This window comes from Pseudonocardia sp. (assembly GCF_025465255.1).
Classification (GTDB): Bacteria; Actinomycetota; Actinomycetes; order Mycobacteriales; family Pseudonocardiaceae; genus Pseudonocardia.
In genome coordinates this window covers 91,882-111,398 of the sequence record NZ_JAODNI010000112.1, presented here as the reverse complement: position 1 = coordinate 111,398, position 19,517 = coordinate 91,882, and the positions used below count along the sequence as shown (strand labels likewise).

The following is a 19,517-nucleotide window of genomic DNA, read 5'->3' as shown; positions in this document are numbered from 1 at the left end:
CCCGAGGGCGCTCTCCCTCGGGCCGGGGCACGCCATCACGCGCCGGCACTGCTGCGGGCGCGGAGAGGAGAGCACGTGCGTCACGTCAAGAAGCCCGAGCAGGTCGATGCGATCGTCGTCGGACTCGGGGCCACCGGGGCCACCGCGGCCAAGGTGCTCAGCGAAGCCGGCCTCAAGGTCGTCGGCTTCGACCGCGGCCCGTGGCTGTCGGCCCAGGACCACTACTCCGGCGACGAGCTCAAGTACGTCAACCGCAACTACCTGTGGCCGGACCCGAACCTGTTCCCCCGCACACTGCGCCACGACGAGACCTCCGAGGCCGAGCGCTTCCCGTTCTCGCCGACCCCGCAGCTGGTCGGTGGCGGCACGAACCACTGGGCCGGCTGGGTGCCCCGGCCGCGCGAGTCGGACTTCATGGTCCGCAGCCTGCACGGTGACATCGAGGGCGCGAGCCTGGCCGACTGGCCGATCCGCTACGAGCACCTCGAGCCCTACCTGACCAAGGTGGAGTGGGAGTTCGGCATCTCCGGCATCGCCGGCGCCGACAAGTACGAGCCCTTCCGCAGCAAGGCCTACCCGAGCGAGCCGCTGGGCCCGACGAAGTTCGGCAAGCGCTTCTACGAGGCCTGCAACAAGATGGGGATCAACGGCTTCCCCATCCCGCACGCGATGGTGACGAACAACCACAAGGGCCGCGACCCGTTCAACACCACCAGCTTCTGGAACCAGTACGGCGACCCGAGCACGGCGCGGTCGAACACGCTGACCACGTTCATCCCCGAGGCCGTCGCCACCGGCAACTTCGAGCTGCGCTCGGAGTCCTTCGTCCGGGAGATCACGGTCGGCAAGGACGGCAAGGCCACCGGCGTCGTCTACATCGACCCGGACGGCAACGAGGTCGCCCAGGAGGCGAAGGTCGTCGTCCTCGGGCTCGGCGCGATCGAGTCCGCGCGGCTGATGCTGATGTCGAGGTCCCCGCAGTTCCCCGAGGGCCTGGGCAACTCCAGCGGCATGGTCGGCAAGAACGCGACCTTCCACGAGTACGTCTTCGCGGTCGGCCTGTTCGACCAGGAGATCGACGACCCGCTGCACGGCTGGGCCGGCAACTACATCAGCGGCGGCACCTTCGAGTTCTACGAGACCGACGAGAACCGCGGGCACATCGGCGGCTGCCTGATCTCGGCCTCTCAGACGTGCCACCCGATCAACTGGGTCTTCCCCGGCCGGCCGCAGTGGGGCCAGTCGCTCAAGGACGCCGACCGCAGCTACTTCAACTTCGCGATGAAGATCGGCGCGATCCTGCACGACATGCCGGTCGAGGGGAACCGCGTCGACCTCGACCCGACGGTGAAGGACGCCTGGGGCCTCCCGGTCGCCCGGATCACGCACAAGCCGCACGGCAACGACGTGGCCATGAGCAAGTGGCAGGTCGACAAGAACGCGGAGATCCTGCAGGTCGCCGGCGCGCGCAAGACCGTCCCGGTCTACCTGGACCGGATGACCGGCAACACCTGCCACCAGCACGGGACGGCCCGGATGGGCACCGATCCGTCGAACACGGTGCTCAACGAGTGGTGCCAGTCCCACGACGTCGACAACCTCTTCGTCGTCGACGGGTCCTGCTTCCCGACCTCGACCGGTGTCAACCCGACGCTGACCATGATGGCCAACGCCTGGCGGGTGTCGGACTACATCGCGGACGCCTGGTCCAAGGGCCGTGATGAGCACATCAAGGTCGCCTGAACCCCAACCCCGAGGAAAGGAGGACGTCATGACCCTGAAGGCCGACTGGGAGATCGTCGGTTCCCCGATCGATCCCGACTCCGACGAGCGCCTGTTCTTCACCGACCACGAGTGGGACACGATCGAGGCGGCCACCGCCCGCATCATCCCCACCGACCACGACCCGGGCGCCCGCGAGGCCCGCGTGGTCGTGTTCATCGACCGCTACCTGTCCGGCATCGACTACATCTTCGCCGCCGCGGACGGCAGCGGGTTCCTCAAGCTGACCGGCAAGTTCGCCGACGCCTGGCGCTCGCGCATGTACGACATGCAACAGACCTACCGGGAGGGCATCGCGGCCCTCGACGCCGCGGCCCGGGAACAGTTCGCCAAGGCCTTCATCGAGCTCACGGAGGCTGAGCAGGACCTGGCGCTCGAGGCCTTCTCCGGTGCGCCGAAGCCGGGCCCCGTCACCCTCGGCTCGAGCCTCGCGGTCGGGACGTTCCTGCAGGGCACGTTCGACCAGGGCCTGCCGTTCTTCGAGGCGCTGTGCCTGCACACCCGGCAGGGCTTCTACTGCGACCCCGTCTACGGCGGGAACAAGGACCGGATCGGCTGGAAGGTCATCGGCTTCCCCGGCCCGAAGTCGCTGAAGGACACCATGGACGGCACCTACAGCACCACCGAGTACTTCGTCGGTGAGTACGACTGGAACGAGCTCGTCCCGCACCTCGGGAAGGCCGGCTGATGCGGATCACCAGCGTCGAGGCGACGCCACTCGGGTCACCGCTCGACGAGCCGCTGCGGTGGGGCGCCATGGTGGTCACGTCGAAGGGCGGCATCGTCGTCCGGGTCACCACCGACGAAGGCCTGGTCGGGATCGGCGAGGCCGGGTTCTCCTCGGAGTACTTCCCGACCGTCGGGCCGATCATCAACCAGCAGCTCGCCCCGATGCTCGTCGGCAAGGACCCCCGTGACATCGGCGCCCTCTGGCAGCAGATGCTCGACGCGACCCACATGTGGGGCCGCCGCGGGATCGAGACCTATGCCCTCAGCGGCATCGACATCGCGCTGTGGGACCTGCTGGGCAAGATCGCCGGCCAGCCGGTCCACCGGCTGCTGGGCTCCTCCAAGTCGAAGGTGCGGGCGTACTTCGCGCCCTCGCTCAAGCCGGTCGACCAGATCGTCGACGAGGCCCGGCGGGCGGTGGCCGACGGCTACACCGCGATGAAGCTGCGGGTCCTCGGGGACATCGGCGACGCCGTGCACCTGGTCGGCTCGGTGCGCGACGCCGTCGGCCCCGGCGTCGACCTCGGGGTGGACGCCAACATGTCCTACGACCGGCGCGGGGCCCTGCAGCTCGCCCGCGAGCTCGAGGGCCTGAACGTGGCCTGGCTCGAGGAGCCGATCCTCGCGCGCAGCCTGACCCAGTACGCCGACGACCACACGTGGCTGGCGGACCGGGTCTCGCTCAAGCTGTCGGGCGGGGAGTCCCTCCTGACCCGGTTCGAGTTCATCGACCTGCTCACCCGGCGGACCTTCGACATCCTGCAGCCCGACGCCACCAGCGTCGGCGGGATCTCCGAGGCGAAGCGGGTGGCCGACATGGCCAGCACCTGGAACCTCAGCTGCATCCCGCACATCGCCTGCTCCTCGGGCACCGGGATCGCGCTGGCCGCAGGCCTGCACATGATCCTGGCCTGCGAGAACACCCCGCTGATCGAGGTCGACGCCTACGGCGGGCCGGGCTGGGACGGGATGCTGGTCGACCCGCTGGTGGTGAAGGACGGGTACCTGGCCGCGCAGGACGCGCCCGGGCTGGGCGTCGAGCTCGCCCCGGACGCCGACGAGCGGTTCGCCCTCTCGCGGGGCTCCGCCCGCCCGCCCGGCGCCACACCGCCGGCCTTCGGCGCGCGGTGATCCCTGCCGTGTCCGCTCTCGAGGTCCGGGACCCCCGGCTGCACGACGTGGTGGCCGACGAGCCGCTGCGCCGCGTGGCCACGGGGTTCCGGTTCCTCGAGGGCCCGGTGTGGCATCCGCGGGAGCGGTCGCTCGTGTTCAGCGACATCCCCGCCGCGCGGATGTCGAGGCTGTCCGCCGCCGGTGAGCTGTCGGTCTTCCGGGATCCCAGCCACATGGCGAACGGGAACGCCTACGACCGGCAGGGCCGCCTGCTGACCTGCGAGCACGCGACGAGCAGGCTGGTCCGGCAGGAGGCCGACGGCTCGGTGGTCACCCTCGCGGACCGTTACCAGGGCAAGGAGCTGAACAGCCCCAACGACGTGGTCGTGGCCCGGGACGGGACGATCTACTTCACCGATCCCGGCTACGGTCGCGCCGCCCCCTACGGCGTGCCGCGGTCGCGGGAGCTGCCCTTCTGCGGGGTCTACCGGCTCGGCGCCCGCGGCCTCGAGCTGCTGACCGACGACGTCGAGGGCCCCAACGGGCTGTGCCTGTCCCTCGACGAGCGGCACCTCTTCGTGGCCGACACCGAACGGATGCACATCCGCCGGTTCGCGCTCACCGGGAGCGGTGTCACCGGCGGCGAGGTCTGGGCCCGCACCACGGGCGCCGGTCCCGGCGAACCCGACGGCCTGAAGGTCGACAGCGCCGGAAACCTGTTCAGCTGCGGGCCGGGCGGCATCCACGTCTTCGACCCCGCGGGCGTCGCGCTCGGCGTCATCCGGGTTCCCGAGGTGACCGCCAACTTCACCTGGGGCGACGACGACCTGTGCTCGCTCTACATCTGCGCCAGTACCACGCTGCACCGGTTCCGGACCCGGGTTTCCGGCGTCCGGGCGTTCTGAAGGAGGACCCAGCAATGACCCTGTCCGCGGCTCAGGAGCGCACCGCCGAGCGGATCCGCAGCGCCCGGATCGTCCCGGTGCTGCGCGCGCCCGACGCCGACGCCGGTCGCGTCATCGCGCTGCGGCTGGTCGCGGCGGGTCTCGACGTCCTCGAGCTCACCGCGACGATCCCGGGTTGGCCGGATCTCGTCGCGGCGGTGAAGGCCGAGGCGCCGGACGCGGTGGTCGGGCTGGGTACGGTCCGGACGGCGGCCGACGCGCAGTGTGCGGTGGTGTACGGCGCGGACTTCCTGGTCAGCCCGTACCCGGTTCCGGCCGCGCGGGCGGTCGCCGCCGAGGGGGACGTGCTGTTCGTCGAGGGTGGCATCACCCCCGCCGAGATCGGGGCCGCCGCGGACCGCGGGGTGGCCAAGATGTTCCCGGCACACCTGGGCGGGCCGCAGTACCTGAAGTCCGTGCTCTCGGTCCTGCCCGGGGCCCGGATCGTCCCGACCGGGGGGATCGCGGTGCGCGACGTCCCGGCCTGGCTCGACGCGGGTGCGTTCGCGGTGGGGGTGGGCAGCGACGTGTACGCCGCGGACGACCTCGAGGCGAAGGTGGCGGAGCTGCGCGACCTGATCGGGGCGCGGCCGTGACCCGGGTGACCGCGATCGGCGAGTGCATGGTCGAGCTCACCCACCGGACGGACCGCACGCTCGCCCTCGGGTTCGCCGGGGACACCTTCAACACCGCGGTCTACCTGGCCCGCAGCGCCCCGGCGGACGAGGTGTCCGTCGACTACGTGTCCGCGGTGGGCGACGACCGGTACAGCGACGAGCTCGTCGCCGCCGCGGCCGCGGAGGGCATCGGCACCGGCCTGGTGGAGCGGATGCCCGGGCGCACGCCGGGGCTGTACCTGGTCCGGACGGACGGGGCGGGGGAGCGCAGCTTCACCTACCACCGGTCCGAGTCCCCGGCCCGGTGCCTGTTCGACGCGAGCTGGCCGGAGCGGGTCGACCGGGCGGTCGCGGACAGCGATCTGGTCTACCTGTCGGCGATAACGTTGCAGATCCTCTCCGCACCGGCCCGCGAGCGGCTGTGGTCGGTCCTGGCGGCCGCCCGGGCCCGGGGCGCGCGGGTCGCGTTCGACAGCAACTTCCGCCCGCGCGGCTGGCCCGACGCGGCGGCCGCGCGGGCGGCCGTCACCCGCACGCTGGAGCTGACCGACGTCTACCTGCCCACGTTCGACGACGAGCGGGCGCTGTACGGGGACCGGGACGCGCAGGCGTGCGCGGCCCGCCTGGCCGGGCTCGGCGTCGCCGAGGCGGTGGTCAAGACGGGGCCGGAGGGATGTCTCGTCGTGACCGGCGGCGACGTCGTCCCCGTGCCGGCGCGGCGCGACGTCCCGGTCGTCGACACGACTGCGGCGGGGGACTCCTTCAACGCGGGGTACCTGGCCGCGCGGCTGCGCGGTGAACGACCGGCGCAGGCGGCGGCGGCCGGCCATCGGCTCGCGTCCCTGGTCGTGGGCACTCCCGGGGCGATCCTGCCCGAGGACATCCTCCCGCGACGCGGCGTGGCCGGACCTCCGGCCGCCGTGGACCACGACCGGTTCGCCGGCTCGCGGCGTTGCGCGGTGGCGGACGGTGACCACGGCCACTACTCTTCAGACCACCGGACCACTGGCGACCTCGTGGTCCTGGGGGACGCGACCACCGACCTGCCGGGTCAAGGGTAAGAGGGGGGCCGGATGTCCAGCACGAGCCGCGGCAGGATCGAGCCCGTCCGCAGGCTGAAGGTGGCGGACTCCGTCGCCGAGCAGCTCGAGTCGATGATCGTCCGAGGAGACTTCGCGCCCGGGGACAAGCTGCCGCCGGAGCGGGCACTGGCCGAGCAGTTCGGGGTCGGGCGCAGCTCGATGCGCGAGGCGATCCGCGTCGTCGAGGCGAACGGGATGCTCCGGACCGACCACGGCGTCGGTGTCTTCGTCGTCAGCCGGTCACGCCGCGCGCCCGACCTGTCGCAGCTGCTCGTACTCGACGAGTACACGGTGCAGGAGCTGTTCGAGGTCCGGATCACCCTCGAGCGGGACGCCGCCGGGTTGGCCGCGGAACGCGCGACCGAGGACGAGACCGCCGAGTTGCGCGGCATCATCGAGGCGATGGCGAGTCCCGACCTCAGCGACAAGGACTTCGTCGCGCTCGACGCCGACCTGCACCGCGCGATCGCGCAGACGACGAAGAACTCGCTGCTGCTCAAGCTCCACTCGACGATCGAGCCCTTGTTCGTCGACTACTCGCACCAGGTCGTCGGGCTGCGGGGCCGCCGGGAAGCCGCCCACGCCGGGCACCGCCAGATCGTCGACGCAGTCGGCGGGCACCGGGTCGACGACGCTCGCGCGGCCGCGGTGAAGCACATCCGGGACGTCGAGCGCGACATCATCGCGCACCTCGCGCGGGACTGAGCGGGAGAACCTGCCCGGTGGCCGCACGGGGATCGACTGCGTTCCGGCAGAACCTCCCATCCTGACGGTGCACCCGGTATGTCCGCTCTACGTGCTTCCGGTCATAGGCGGCGTCGGCGGTGAGGTCTTGAATGCGGTCCCGCAAGCCAGGACCGCACTCACCGGGGAAAGGCCATGCTGGCCATGACCGACATGAAGACGCGGCTCGGCGATATCGAGACCAAGACGTCCGACGCCGTGCGGGCGTCCGAGAGCGACCAGGGGGCGTCGGCCGTGCTCGTCGCCGTGGTCCGGGAGTTCGACAGCAAGGCGGACCGGGTGGTCGCGGACACCGGCGAGGCCCGTGACTCCGTCATCGAGCTCGAACAGGCCGGCGACAGCGCCAAGGCTGCGGCCGAGGCCGACTCGGGCCTGGGCGAGGAGGCCCGTCAGGCGGTGCTCGACGCCCACCTGCCGATCTGCATCCTCAAGACCGAGATCTGACGGCTCCGCTCCCGACGACCTCGGGAGGCCGGTGCTGTGTCTGCCCGCTCCGTCCCGGCCGCACCGGGGGGGCGGCCGGGAGGGCGTCGGGTAGCCGCACGGCGAGGAGGGCGATGTCGTCGCTGGTGTCGGACTCGCTGCGGGCGAGGAGCTCGTCGCAGAACGTCGCCAGCGGCGTGTCGAGGAGTTCCGAGGCGACGGCCTCGAGCCGGGACGTCGTCTCGTCGAGGTCCCTGCGGCGCTGTTCCACGAGGCCGTCGGTGTAGAGCAGCAGGGTCGAGCCCGGTTCGATTGTCGCGCGGCCCTGGGACCGGGAGGGGCCGCGCGTGGTCACGCCGAGCACCATTCCCGCTCCTTCGAGGAGGGACCGGGGGCCGTGCGCGGGGTGGACCAGCAGCGGGGCCGGATGGCCCGCGCTGCTCCAGGTGAGGGTGGCGCCGCCGTCCGGACGTGGTCGGAGCCGGGCGTAGAGCAGGCTCGCGAAGTCCGTGATCCCGAGCGCGACCGCGAGCTCGTCGAGGCGTTCGACGGCCCTCGCCGGCTCCATGGAGTCGTCCATGGCGATGCCGCGGAACATGCTGCGCAGCTGTCCCATCACGGTGGCGGCGTCCAGGTCGTGGCCCACGACGTCCCCGACGACGAGACCGAGGTCGCCGCCGGGGAGGGTGAAGGCGTCGTACCAGTCCCCACCGACCTCGAGGGTGTCGAGCGCGGGTTGGTACCGGGCCTGGATCTCGACGTCGCGGCGCGGGGGGAGCTCGCTGAGCATCGCCTTCTGCAGGGTGAGCGCGGCGCGCCGCGTCTCCTGGAACCGCTGCGCGTGCTCGATGGCCACGGAGGCTCGCGCGGCGAGCTCGCTGACGAACGTCAGGTCCTCGTCGGTGAAGCGCGGCCGGTCGCCCCAGGCGACGAAGGTCAGGGCGGCGATGACGGCGTCGCCGGAGCGGATGGGGGTCAGGAGCGAGGTGTGCCAGCCGAGCCTGCGCTCCCAGTCGGCGAGGGCGGTGTCGCGCGCCCAACGGGCACGGTCGTCCAGGGGATGGTGCAGCAGGAGGGGGCGACGCGTGCGCACGAGCTCGGCGAAGGGATGGTCGTCGGCGTAGGTGAACGGCTCGGCGGAGGCGTCGGGGACCTCGATGTCGACCCGGCTGGTCAACCGCCGTCCCGTGACGGGGCCGCCCGCCACCAGCGGGTCGAGGAGATGGACGGTGCAGCCGTCGGCGAAGGTGGGGACGAGGACGTCGACGAGCGCCTGCAGCTCGCTGAGCGGTTCGAGCTCGCGGTTGACGGCCTCGGTCGCCCGGGCGAGCAGCTCCAGGCGGGTGCGGGCCCGGACCTCGGCGTCGATGTCGGTCTCGGTGCCGACCCACTCGACGGTGCGGCCCGCCACGACCACCGGCACCGCGCGGATCCTGAAGTGGCGGTGCCCGCCCCCTTCGGCGGCGAGCCGGGCGACCTCGTCGAAGACCGAGCCGGTGTTGAGCGCCTCGCGCCAGCGTCGTTCCGCGTCCTCCCGATCGTGGGGATGGACCCTTGTCAGGAAGGGCGCCCGGTCCGCCGCCGAGGCGTCTGGGTCCGGCACCGGGTCGCCGTCGGCGGTGACGGTCCAGACCTCGGCGCTCGTCGCCTCGATGAGGCTCCGGTAGCGGGTCACGGTCCGCAGCCGGGCCGCGGCGAGCTCGGTCAGCTCTCGTCCGGTCGTCTCGGCCTCGGTCACGTCGACGAAGACGTCGCCCACCCCGACGACCTCGCCTCCGGCGCCGAAGACGGGGTAGTAGTTCATCCGCCAGACCTGGTGCGGCCCCCGGCCGTGCCAGAGCCGGCCCTCGATGCGGACCCGCTGGGCCTCGCCCGTGCGGATGACCTCCCGGCACACCGCGGAGAACCGCGGGCCGCAGGGCTCGCCGTGGACCTCGTCGATCGTCCGGCCGATCCGTTCCTCCACCGTCCCCCCGTTGATCGAGGCGACCGTGGCGTTGACCCGCCGGTACCGGAGATCGGTGTCGACGTAGGTGAAGCCGACCGGCGCGTTCTCGAACAGCCCGTCGAGCAGGGCGAGGGTCTCGTCCGACGAGTCCGGGCTCCCGGACTCGTCGGACAGGATCCCGACGACCCCGAGGAACCGGCCGTCCGCGTGGACCGGGTGGCACCGGTACCACACCGGCCGGTCGTGCTCCGAGGTGCTCGGGAGCGTGCCGGACCAGGTCGCTCCCGCCTGCGCGTCGGCCGTCGTCTCCCACCCGGCAGCCTCGTCCGGCGGCGCGATCCCCACGACGACGCCGTCCGCCCCGAGGACCTCGGAGCTGGTCCGCGCGGTCAGCCGCTCCGCCTCGGCGGTCCAGACGACGACCCGGCCCCGCGCGTCGAGGGCGAACGCCCCGACCCGTGCGTGATCCAGCAACGCAGCCCACAACGGTGCACGCTCGTCCACCGAACCGCCACCTTCTCCAGCTCCCGGCAACACCCGACGCCGGCACCACGGATCCCCGCCGCGGAGGGCCGGCTGGTCCCTCCGTGCGGAGCCTGGGAGCAATCTAGCGGCAACGAGCGGACCGGGAAGGGAACGAGCGCACGAGGTCGGCGCCCCGTCCCTGCGTGGGACGGGGCGCCGACGACCGACCCGCGTCCTAGGCGATGAAGCGGACGTTGTCCGCCACGTCGTGGGCGGACTCCTCGGTCGGGGTGATGGCGCGCAGGACGAGTCCGCCCTGCAGCTTGACCAGCTGCGAGGTGAGCGTGGTGAGGTAGCGGAAGCCGGCGCGGGGATCGATCACGGTCCGCGGCGAGACGTCCGCGGCGGCGTGGAGCACGTTGCGGAACAACTCCGACGGCGCGGGCTGGACCAGCCAGGCCGGGCCGGACGGACCGGGAGCCCCCTGCACGCCGGGAACGCCGACCGGGCCGACCGGTCCGGGGGGACCCTGCTCGCCCTGCACGCCCTGCGGTCCGGCGATGCCGCGCGGGCCGTCCTCGCCCTGCTCCCCGGGCAGGCCGCGAGGCCCGCGTTCGCCCTGCTCACCGGTCTCCCCGATGACGCCTCGCTGGCCCTGGGCGCCGGGAAGACCGGCCGGTCCGGGCGCGCCGTCCTCGCCGGGCGCGCCCTGCTCGCCGGTGGAGCCCTGTGCCCCACGGGGCCCCTGCTCCCCGGTCGGCCCCTCGGGGCCCTTGTCCCCGCGCTCGCCCGGCAACCCCGCGATGCCGGCCGGGCCCTGGTCGCCACGCTCCCCGGGGAGCCCGACGGCGCCGGTCGGACCCTTGTCGCCGGTCTCCCCGGTCAGGCCCTTCGGGCCCTGCTCGCCCTGCGGGCCCTTGTCCCCGACGGGACCCACCGGGCCCTTCGGGCCGGCCTCGCCCTTGGGTCCCGGGTCTCCGGCGGGGCCCGCCGGGCCCTTCGGGCCGACGTCGCCCTTGGCGCCGGGCTCACGCCTGACCTTCCTGTCGCCGCCCGGGCCCTGTGGTTCCCTGTCGCCCTTGTCGGGCTTGCGTGCATCAGCGGGCTGAGTCATGAGAAAAGCCTTTCGACGGTTCGAGAACGCGCTGCGGCACGGTGATGCGCAGCATTCTGTGACGGATTCTGGTGTGGTCCCAATGGCGCCACGTGGTCGCGCTTCGCTGACAGACGACGAATGCAGGGCGAGGTGGGCGCGATTGCGACCTGTCGAGTACGGCCCCGTGACCTGCTGCTCAAGATCCGGGGAATGTGCTGTCGGCCGTCCCGGGCTTCGACGAAGATGGGCAACGACTCGAGCATACGCAATTCCGGGATCCGGACAAGTCGAGCGGCGCTCGTCGTGGAACGGACGGAGGTGGACCTCCTGACATGATCGCGACAATTATCGAGGAACTCATCGATCGCCACGATGGGAGCGGCGGATCGCCCGTTCCGGCAAGGGTTCACGCCGGCACCACGTCGGCTGCGGGTCGTGGACCCTTCGCCAGCAGTTGCCGCCGGAACGAGTCGACGTCGGCGTGCGCCGGGCTGGTGGTGCGGAGGAAGTCGAGGAGTACGCCGGCGAACCGCGCCGGGTGCTCGGAATGCGGGAAGTGCCCGGTGTCGTCGAATATCTCGAGCCGGCTTCCCGGCATCCGGTCGTGGGCGGCGGTGGTGTGGGCGAGCGGGATGACCGCGTCGGCGGTGCCGCCGACGAGGAGGACCGGCACGTCGGCGAGCAGGTAGAGCCTGCCGTTGCCGTCGAGGCGTTGTCCGGACCAGTTCAGCGCGCTGCGCACCGTCTGGACGAACGCGCCGCGCGCGCCGTCGTCGGCGAAGGAGGTGAGGGCGCGGGCCAGTTCGTCGAGGTCGGCGATCGGTACACCCGGAACGGTGCGGACGGCCCGGTGCGCGAGGTCGGCGAACCTGCGCGGGGTGAGGGCGTTCAGCACCCGGAGCACCGTCGCGGTGCCGGGCAGGCTCGCGGCGCGCAGGGCGATGCTCACGTCCGGGCCGAGCCCGCCGCTGGCGTCGAGGACGAGCCGTTCGGTGAGCTCGGGGAACTGGTAGGCGAACTGCATCGCGACGCCACCGCCGAACGAGTGCCCCACCACGGTGGCGCCGTCCAGGTGCAACGCGACGAGGAGGTCGCGCAGACCGGCGGCGTAGGCGCCGAGGGAGTAGTCGCCGTTGCGGGGTTTGGCCGATTCGCCGTGGCCGAGCAGGTCCGGCGCGATGACGTGGGCGTGGCGGCCGAGCAGGGGCAGGACCGGCAGCCAGGTCGCCGAGCTGCTCGCCAGCCCGTGCAGCAGCACCACCGTCGGTCCGCCGCTGCGTTCCCCCGTCTCCAGGAAGGTCACCTGCTGGTCGTGGAGGGTGATCTCGTGGCGGGTGACGGGCGCGGCCGGGGCCGGTCGGGTGCCGCAGCGGAGCCGGCGGGTCCGCCGCACCGGTTCGGAGCGTGCGGGGCCGGGTCGGGGGAGCAGGGGCATGGCGTCCTTCGGGTCGGGGGGTGCCGGCCGGTCGGAGGCGACGTCGTCTTCCGCACGGGGTCGAGGGGACAGCGAGCTCGGCGTGGTGTCGGGAGCGAGGTAGCCGCTCCGCGTGATCGATAGCCCGGCCATCGGCGTTGCCCGCGTCACATGCGGCTGTGTCGATGAGTCGGTCCGGCCGGCAATCTGCCTTACCGGCCGGACCTGGGAACTGTCGAGTGCGCGCACCAATCCAGTTCCTGTCCGGCAGCATGCTCACGCGCTGCCGATCGAAACCTCGAATCGGGGACCGCGCACCGCGCGGATCGGTCGCCGGCGGCGGTCCGGGGCACCCCTGTCGGGGTAGACCCCTGTCGAGGCGGCGCCGTCGTGGTGAAGATGGGCGCCATGGACGTCCCCGCGCGAGTCGAGCCCGTCACGTGCTCGACCTGTCGGCGCGGGTTCGACCCCCGGGACGCGTACGAGGTGCGGGCGCATTCACCCGAGGACTGCGGATGCGGGTGCTGTCGGAACAGGCCCCCGTGCTTCTCGTGCCGCCAGCCGTTCTGCACCTGCACGGTGCACTGACCCACGTCGGCGGCCATCGTCCCGAACACGCTGACCGTGGCCACGGCGGCCCGGCTCCTCCTGCCTCCCGCTCACCTGCGCGTCCCGCCGCGGCGTCCCGCTCAGCGGCGCAGGAGGCGGAGCAGAGCCGGCGGCCGGCCGCCGAAGCCTTCCGCCTCCAGCGCGGCCAGCAGGATTCGTGGCACGTCGCGGACCAGCGGGAAGACGAGGTAGCGCGGCGTCCAGGCCGGGGAGAACTTGGCGTTGAACCGGTAGAGGCTGTCGATCTGCCACCAGCGCGAGCCGAGGCGCAGGAGCTTCGCCCACAGCCGGGTGGCCGGCCCCGCACCGATGCGCTCGCCGCGTTCGAGAGCGGCCCTGAACAAGGCGAAGTTGAGCGACACACGAGCCACGCCGAGACCCTCGGCGGCCCTCATCAGCTCGACGATCATCGCCTCGGTCACCCCGTTCTCGGTGTCCGGAGCGCGGCGCATGAGATCGAGCGACAGGCCGTCGGCGCCCCAGGGGACGAGCTGGAGCAGCCCGCGGACCCGATCACCGCCGGCGCCGTCCGGGCCGTGGGCGGTGACCAGCACGGCGGCCGGGTCCTGCGGCTCGGCCACCCGGGACAATGCCATCGAGAAGCCGCGTTCGGTGGCGTCCCCGCGCCAGCTCGCGGCGAGCTCGGCGAGGGCGGCCCGCTCCTGGTCGTCGAGCTCCCCGCAGCGACGGACGCGCACCGTGTACCCGGCGCGGACGATACGGGCGTGTGCCTGGCGGACGCCCTTCATCGGACGGCCGTCGAGGGTGAAGGTGTCCGTCGACAGGACGGCTTCGTCGCCGAGCTCGAGCGCGTCCAGGCCCGCCTTGGCGTAGGCGGTCGCCCCGCGTTCCGAGCACGCGAGCACCGCCGGGGTCCAGCCGTGCTCGACGCATTCGGCCAGGTACGCCTCGATCGCGCCGGGCCATGCTCCGGTGTCGCCGAGCGGGTCGCCGGAGGCCAGCGCGACGCCGGCGAGCACCCGGTGGGCGACGGCCGCGTGGCCGCCCGGGGCGAGGACCACGGCCTTGTCCGGGCGGAGCGCGAAATAGCCCAGGGACTCCGGATCGCGGTCCTTGGCCAGCAGTGCACGGAGCCGTTCGGAGTCCTCCGCGCTCTGCCCCGGACGGGGTTCGGCAGAACGGAGCAGGTGGTAGCCGGCCACCACGACGGCCACGACGCCGAAGGTCAGGCCGGCTGTGGCGGTCAGGTCGTCGAGCCAGTCCACCCGGAACTGCACGGGACCGCTGACGCCGACCAGCGACAGCGCCGCGTGGGTCGCCTCGTCGAGCGCGCCGGGGCGGCCCTCGAGCCGACGGCCGTTGATCGCCAGCAGCAGCCAGACCAGCCCGAACCCGGCCGCCGCGAACTGCGCGAACAGGACGACGGCCCGCACGAGACCGTGCGGATCCGGGCGCGCGACGAACCACCGCCGGTTGAAGAGCAGGGCCGCGCACAGCAGGGCCGCGGCCGCGGCCGCGAAGTACCCGTGCCGGGTCGCGATGCCGCGCGTCGCGTCGGCGACCGCGAGCACCGCCGTGACGACGACGCCCAGCTGCCACGCGCGCCGCTTGCGACGGCGCAGCCCGGTGGCCGCCAGCAGCAGCCCGACGCCGGCGACCAGGGCGATGACGACACCCGCGAGACCGATCGTCGGAGGCAGGCCGAGCGAGCTCCGCAGCTCAGGGGTGAGCATCCGGCGGGGCCCGGGGAACACGGTCGAGACGATGGTCAGCAGGGCGACGAGCCGGGTCGACCACACGACCGTGCGCACGGCCGCGGCGCCGGCGATGCGACGACCGCGGGCGCCCGGATCGGGTGCCTCCGGTGTCCTTCGGCGTTCGTCGGGGGCAGGAGCGTCAGCGCGGGACATGGGCACCTCTCCTGACTCCGGCCGCGGCGACGGTGTCGCCCGCCGCGCCCGAACCGGGCAGCCGGCCGCCGGTCCACCGGACCTCGGGGGCGAGGCGGGACCGATCGCGGCGCTCAGCCCGGGCAGGGCCGCTCGCGCCGCTGCCGTTCCGCCTCCGAGCACAGTTCCAGACGATGCCATGGTCCACCCGAGCGGGTGTATGTGGTGAGGGATCGTCCCGTTGCGCCGACCACGTCCGGTTCGCTCGGCGGCCGGTCGTCGAGCGGTTCGCCGCAGCGGAGGGTGAATCGCCGGATGACGCTCGCCTCGTGGCCGGATCAGGGTCGCCGGGCCTCGACGAGCCAGGCCGCGGACTCGTAGTACACGCCACCGGCGAGGTGGTGATCGACCAGGCTCGCGCGCAGCGCGCCGAGCGCGCTACTCCTGTCGTCCGGGTCCAGGTCCCGCACCGTCCCGGCGTTCTGGGCGGAGACGAACCGGAAGGCGTCGTCGGGATCGGCACCGAAGTACATCGGCGCGGTGAGGCCCCGCAGACGGACGTCGGAGAAGCCGGCGACCGTGGGCAGCGACCTCACGCGCTCGGGGTCGCTCAGCGCGAGAGGACTCGGCGTGGTCGTCGGCGGGACGGGCAGACCGCGGCCTGCGTCGAGGCGGTACGGAAGGCGCGGAGCCACTCGTTGTGCTCCCACCGCTGACAGGTCAACAGGACGAGACAGCCTCCCGGGCGGAGCGCCCGCGCGAGATTGCGGAACGCGGCGACCGGATCACCGAAGAACATCGTCCCGTGCCGGCTCACGACGAGGTCGAAGGACTCGGCCGGGAACGGGTGGAGTTGTGCGTCGGCGAGCAGGAAGGTCGGGTTCGGCACCCGCTCGATCTCGGCGCGGCGACGTGCGACTCCGAGCATCTCCGAGGACAGATCCACCCCCAGCGCCGATCCGGAACCGGCGCGTCGAGCTGCTTCGATCGTGACCCTGCCGTTTCCGCATCCGACGTCGAGCACCGTCGCCCCGTCGGCGATCGCCGCAGCCGCCAGGAAGGGCTCGCGGTAGGCGGCCACCCCCTCGTCGAAGCGGTCGGCGTGGGCAGCCCAGAAGACGCCTCCGTCGCCGTCCCAGTTGGCGGACCGGGCCGCGTTCGACGGGTCGACAGGATGATCACTGCTCATCCTGCCCACGATTCCAGAGGGACCGTGTCCGAGCGCGGACGCGTGTCGAGGGCGGGGAAGGACCGCCGCCGCGTGGTTCTGCCGAGTCGAGACGCGCGCCCCCGGTTGGGCGCATCAGGCCGGTGCCCCGGCCGGGAGCGACCAGCCACGCTGGCACCTCCGCGGAGGAGGTGAAGATGAAGTACGACGAGTTCATCGATGCGGTCAGCGAACGCGCCGGCCTGCCGCGCGACGAGGCCGAGTCGCTCACGCACGCCGTACTGCGGACGCTCTCCGAGCGCCTGAGCGGCGGCGAGGCCGAGGACCTGCGCGCTCAGCTGCCCAAGGGGTTGCAGGAGGATCTCATCCCACCGCAGGAGGAGGCGCAGGGCTTCGACGTCTCGGAGTTCACGCGCCGGGTCGTGCAGCGTTCCGGCATCGACCCGGCGGACGCGGCCGCCGCGACCGCCGCCGTGCTCTCCGTGATCCCCGACGCCGTCAGCGCGGGGGAGTTCGACGACGTGCTCAGCCAGCTCGGTCTCGAGTACGCCGCACTGATCGACGCCCAGACGTAGCCGGTCGTGCACGGTACGCCCGTCGCCCGGCTCCACCCGGAGGGAGTGAACGGTCAATGGTGGGGACCGCGAACTACATCTCGTTCCACGAGGACGACCTCGACCACGCGAAGGCCGACGTCGGCCGGGACGGCTCCACGACCCGTCTCGACATGGTGGATCGGCGAACGCCCTACGACGTCCGGTTCGACGGCGTGGAATTCGGCGCGGTGAGCGTGGTCCGGTACCGGTCCGGCGCTGCCGTCCGGACCGGCACGTCGGACCTGCAGACCTGCTTCTCGGTCGACCTCCCCGACACCGGCGTCAAGCAGGTCGAGCACCGGTCGGAGTCCACCGAGGCGTTCCCCGGACGCGCGGTGATCTGCCAGGACGTGGGCGACGTCAGCATGACGATCGGCGACGGGTACTCGGCCTACACCGTGCGGATCGACCGGGACGCGCTCGACGACACGCTGCTCGAGCTGCTCGGGCACTCGCCCGGCCACCCGCTCGACCCCGAGGCGAGCATGGACCTGCGGGCTCCCGCCGGCATGCGATGGGCCCGGCTGGTGCAGCTGCTCTGCGCTGCCGCGGAGGCACGCAGCCCCGTCCTGAGGAACCCGCTGGTCGCCGCGCCGCTGCACGACGCGGTCGTCGAAGGGCTGCTGGCCGCGGCCGACCACCGCGACCGCGCCGAGATGGAGCGCCCCGTCCACTCGTGGTGCCTGGAGCCGGTGCACCGGACGACCGAGACCATGCACGACCAGCCGGAGTACCCGTTCACCCCGGCGCTGCTCGCGCGCGCGAGCGGGGTGAGCGAGCGTTCCCTGTACGAGGGGTTCCTCCGGCACGTCGGGTGGCCTCCGATGACCTACCTGCGCCGGGTCCGGCTGGAGCGTGCGTACCACGATCTGCGGGACGGCTCGGACGACGAGACCTCCGTGGACGGGGTCGCCGGTCGCTGGGGCTTCGACGACCCGGGCCGCTTCACCGAAGACTATGGGCGCGTGTACGGCCGGTCGCCGGCGGAGACGCTGCACGTCGGACGTACGGGGTGAGGACCCACGACCGCGCCGGGACCGCCACCCGCCGCCGGCCCGGACGGCGGCGCCGCGCGGTGGTGCCCGCCCTGTGCGCCGCGGTCGTGGCGGGGACGACGGCCTGCACCACGGTGGGGAACGCCCCGTCCGCGCCCGACGCCCCCCCGGCCCGGGTAGCCGAGCTGCTCGAGCAGGACTACGCCCAGGCCGCGACCCGGGCGCTGCCGTCCGTCGTGGAGATCAGCACCGGCAGCGGCCTCGGCTCCGGGGTGGTCTTCGACAGCGCGGGGCACGTCCTGACCAACGCGCACGTCGTCGGGAGCTCGACCAGCTTCCAGGTGCGGCTGCCCTCCGGCACCGCGACCTATCCCGCGGCCCTGGTGGCCTCCTGGCCGCCCGACGACCTCGCGGTGATCAAGCTGACCGGGGCGCCACCGGTGCGGCCCGCCGCCTTCGGCCGGTCGTCGGACCTCGTGGTCGGCGACATCGTGATCGCGATGGGCAACCCGTTCGGGCTCGACAGCAGCGTGACCGACGGGATCGTCTCGGCGCTCGGGCGCACCGTGAGCGAGCCGGCCGGGCCGAACTCGCCCGGCGCCGTGCTGCGCGACGCGATCCAGACCAGCGCAGCGATCAACCCGGGGAACAGCGGCGGGGCGCTGGTCAACCTCAACGGTGAGGTCATCGGCATCCCGACGCTGGCCGCGGTGAACCCCGAGGCGGGCGGCGCCGCGCCGGGCATCGGGTTCGCCGTGCCCAGCGACCTGGCCACCGACCTGGCCCGCCAGATCGTGGACAACGGCAGGGTCGTCGACTCCCGGCGCGCCGCCCTCGGCCTGTCGGCGGTCACGGTCACCGACGACAGCGGGCAGCCCGCCGGTGTCGGGGTGGCGGCCGTACAGCCCGGCGGCCCCGCGGCGAACGCCGGCATCCGCGACGGGGACATCATCACCATGATCGACGCGACGGAGGTCAAGGAAGCCCAGCAACTCCAGAAAGCCCTGGCCGAGCACCGCCCGGGCGACGTCGTGCGGGTGACGTTCGTGCGCCCGCCGGGCGGTCCGACGACCGTGCCGGTGACCCTCGGCGAGCTGCCGAGCGGATGACCGGACCGCGATCGACGTCCGGCCGGACCGGCACCGGCCCCGTGGGGCCAACGGCCGCACGAAGGTTGCCCCGCGGGACCCGTTCGCCGCAGCGGCTGCGCTGCCATCGTGTACCTACGGCTCGACCGCACGGGCGCAGTGCCGGGCACCACCGGCCCTCGCAGGACGCCGTGTGGACGGACCCGCCCGAGACCCCGCGACAGAGCGAGGAGACCGAGGGGGACCCCCGGTCCGCCTCCCGACCCGACATCCACCCGGCGAACAGGTCGCCGGCCGACCACTACTCCAGGAGCCCAGCCATGACCGATCAGCCGAGCCCCGTCGGGCCGGCGGTCGCGCCCGGTGCCAGCGGTGCCGCCGCGGAGCCGACCACGCCGTCCCATGCCCCTGTCCGGCGAGCCATCGCCACCACGACCGACTACGCCGCGGCCGAACGGATCGTCGACCGGTTGGCCGACCTCGACTTCCCGGTCGAGCGGGTGTCGATCGTCGGGCACGACCTGCAGGTCGTCGAACAGGTCGTCGGCAAGATGACCTGGGGCCGGGCCCTCTGGCGCGGCGCGCTGAGCGGCGCCGTGCCCGGCGCCCTGATCGGCTGGATCTTCGGTCTGTTCAGCTGGGTCAACCCGCTGATCAACGCGGTGTTGCTGGCGCTGTACGGCGTGGTCTTCGGTGCCGTGATCGGGGCGGTCGTGGGCCTGATCGTCTATGCGATGCAGCGAGGCAGGCGGGACTTCTCCTCGGTCTCGGCGATGCTTCCCTCCCGGTACGAGGTGATGGTCGACGCCGACGTGGCCGACGAGGCCCTGCGCAAGCTCGAGCGGAGGATCTGA

At 72.8% G+C, this 19,517-nt stretch carries 18 protein-coding genes; 12 read left to right on the top strand and 6 right to left on the bottom strand.

The window, feature by feature from the left end; all coding sequences use genetic code 11:
• Positions 1-75 precede the first annotated feature (75 nt).
• The 8 genes from JWP64_RS13155 to JWP64_RS13120 all read left to right on the top strand — a co-directional run bounded on the left by JWP64_RS13155 (position 76) and on the right by JWP64_RS13120 (position 7,455).
• Positions 76-1,743 (top strand): GMC family oxidoreductase, encoded by a 1,668-nt coding sequence (locus tag JWP64_RS13155; protein ID WP_297496191.1) that lies wholly within the window; start codon positions 76-78, stop codon positions 1,741-1,743.
• A gap of 28 nt (positions 1,744-1,771) precedes the next feature.
• Entirely contained in the window at positions 1,772-2,470 is a 699-nt protein-coding gene (locus JWP64_RS13150; protein ID WP_297496190.1) for a gluconate 2-dehydrogenase subunit 3 family protein, read from the top strand.
• The gene (locus tag JWP64_RS13145) at positions 2,470-3,642 is read left to right on the top strand and encodes a mandelate racemase/muconate lactonizing enzyme family protein (protein ID WP_297496189.1); all 1,173 of its coding nucleotides are present in this window, start codon (positions 2,470-2,472) and stop codon (positions 3,640-3,642) included. Before JWP64_RS13150 ends, JWP64_RS13145 begins: the two co-directional genes overlap by 1 nt.
• 8 nt (positions 3,643-3,650) lie before the next feature.
• Positions 3,651-4,529, top strand: a complete 879-nt coding sequence (locus JWP64_RS13140; RefSeq protein WP_297496188.1) for an SMP-30/gluconolactonase/LRE family protein — start codon at positions 3,651-3,653, stop codon at positions 4,527-4,529.
• Between the two features lie 14 nt (positions 4,530-4,543).
• On the top strand, positions 4,544-5,164 hold the full coding sequence (locus JWP64_RS13135) for a bifunctional 4-hydroxy-2-oxoglutarate aldolase/2-dehydro-3-deoxy-phosphogluconate aldolase (RefSeq protein WP_297496187.1): 621 nt from the start codon (positions 4,544-4,546) through the stop codon (positions 5,162-5,164).
• Positions 5,161-6,246 carry a sugar kinase gene (locus tag JWP64_RS13130; protein ID WP_297496186.1) on the top strand — a complete coding sequence of 362 codons (1,086 nt, stop codon included), beginning with the start codon at positions 5,161-5,163 and terminating at the stop codon, positions 6,244-6,246. Before JWP64_RS13135 ends, JWP64_RS13130 begins: the two co-directional genes overlap by 4 nt.
• Before the next feature lie 12 nt (positions 6,247-6,258).
• Entirely contained in the window at positions 6,259-6,972 is a 714-nt protein-coding gene (locus JWP64_RS13125; RefSeq protein WP_297496185.1) for a FadR/GntR family transcriptional regulator, read from the top strand.
• A 174-nt stretch (positions 6,973-7,146) separates the two neighbouring features.
• Positions 7,147-7,455: a hypothetical protein gene (locus JWP64_RS13120; protein WP_297496184.1), complete on the top strand. Its 309-nt coding sequence runs from the start codon at positions 7,147-7,149 to the stop codon at positions 7,453-7,455.
• On the opposite strand, the gene JWP64_RS13115 is transcribed toward JWP64_RS13120, so the two are convergent.
• The 6 genes from JWP64_RS13115 to JWP64_RS13095 form a co-directional block, all read right to left on the bottom strand.
• Complete coding sequence (locus tag JWP64_RS13115; RefSeq protein ID WP_297496183.1) at positions 7,439-9,886, bottom strand: SpoIIE family protein phosphatase; 2,448 nt, start codon at positions 9,884-9,886, stop codon at positions 7,439-7,441. The two genes, JWP64_RS13120 and JWP64_RS13115, sit on opposite strands and share 17 nt — an antisense overlap.
• A 196-nt stretch (positions 9,887-10,082) precedes the next feature.
• Positions 10,083-10,961 carry a hypothetical protein gene (locus JWP64_RS13110; RefSeq protein ID WP_297496182.1) on the bottom strand — a complete coding sequence of 293 codons (879 nt, stop codon included), beginning with the start codon at positions 10,959-10,961 and terminating at the stop codon, positions 10,083-10,085.
• 388 nt (positions 10,962-11,349) lie between these two features.
• Positions 11,350-12,378 (bottom strand): alpha/beta fold hydrolase, encoded by a 1,029-nt coding sequence (locus JWP64_RS13105; protein ID WP_297496181.1) that lies wholly within the window; start codon positions 12,376-12,378, stop codon positions 11,350-11,352.
• A gap of 668 nt (positions 12,379-13,046) precedes the next feature.
• Positions 13,047-14,837, bottom strand: coding sequence for a phosphatidylglycerol lysyltransferase domain-containing protein (locus JWP64_RS13100; RefSeq protein ID WP_297496180.1), 1,791 nt, complete (start codon positions 14,835-14,837; stop codon positions 13,047-13,049).
• 317 nt (positions 14,838-15,154) lie between these two features.
• The gene (locus tag JWP64_RS31500) at positions 15,155-15,412 is read right to left on the bottom strand and encodes a hypothetical protein (protein ID WP_366889873.1); all 258 of its coding nucleotides are present in this window, start codon (positions 15,410-15,412) and stop codon (positions 15,155-15,157) included.
• A gap of 14 nt (positions 15,413-15,426) precedes the next feature.
• Entirely contained in the window at positions 15,427-16,005 is a 579-nt protein-coding gene (locus JWP64_RS13095) for a class I SAM-dependent methyltransferase (RefSeq protein ID WP_366889871.1), read from the bottom strand.
• 176 nt (positions 16,006-16,181) lie between these two features.
• Here JWP64_RS13095 and JWP64_RS13090 point away from each other — a divergent pair, with 176 nt between their 5' ends.
• The 4 genes from JWP64_RS13090 (at position 16,182) to JWP64_RS13075 (ending at position 19,517) form a co-directional block, all read left to right on the top strand.
• The gene (locus JWP64_RS13090) at positions 16,182-16,559 is read left to right on the top strand and encodes a DUF2267 domain-containing protein (protein WP_297496179.1); all 378 of its coding nucleotides are present in this window, start codon (positions 16,182-16,184) and stop codon (positions 16,557-16,559) included.
• A gap of 56 nt (positions 16,560-16,615) precedes the next feature.
• Positions 16,616-17,596 (top strand): AraC family transcriptional regulator, encoded by a 981-nt coding sequence (locus JWP64_RS13085; RefSeq protein ID WP_297496178.1) that lies wholly within the window; start codon positions 16,616-16,618, stop codon positions 17,594-17,596.
• Entirely contained in the window at positions 17,593-18,684 is a 1,092-nt protein-coding gene (locus tag JWP64_RS13080; protein ID WP_297496177.1) for a trypsin-like peptidase domain-containing protein, read from the top strand. Before JWP64_RS13085 ends, JWP64_RS13080 begins: the two co-directional genes overlap by 4 nt.
• 299 nt (positions 18,685-18,983) lie before the next feature.
• Positions 18,984-19,517 carry a general stress protein gene (locus tag JWP64_RS13075; RefSeq protein ID WP_297496176.1) on the top strand — a complete coding sequence of 178 codons (534 nt, stop codon included), beginning with the start codon at positions 18,984-18,986 and terminating at the stop codon, positions 19,515-19,517.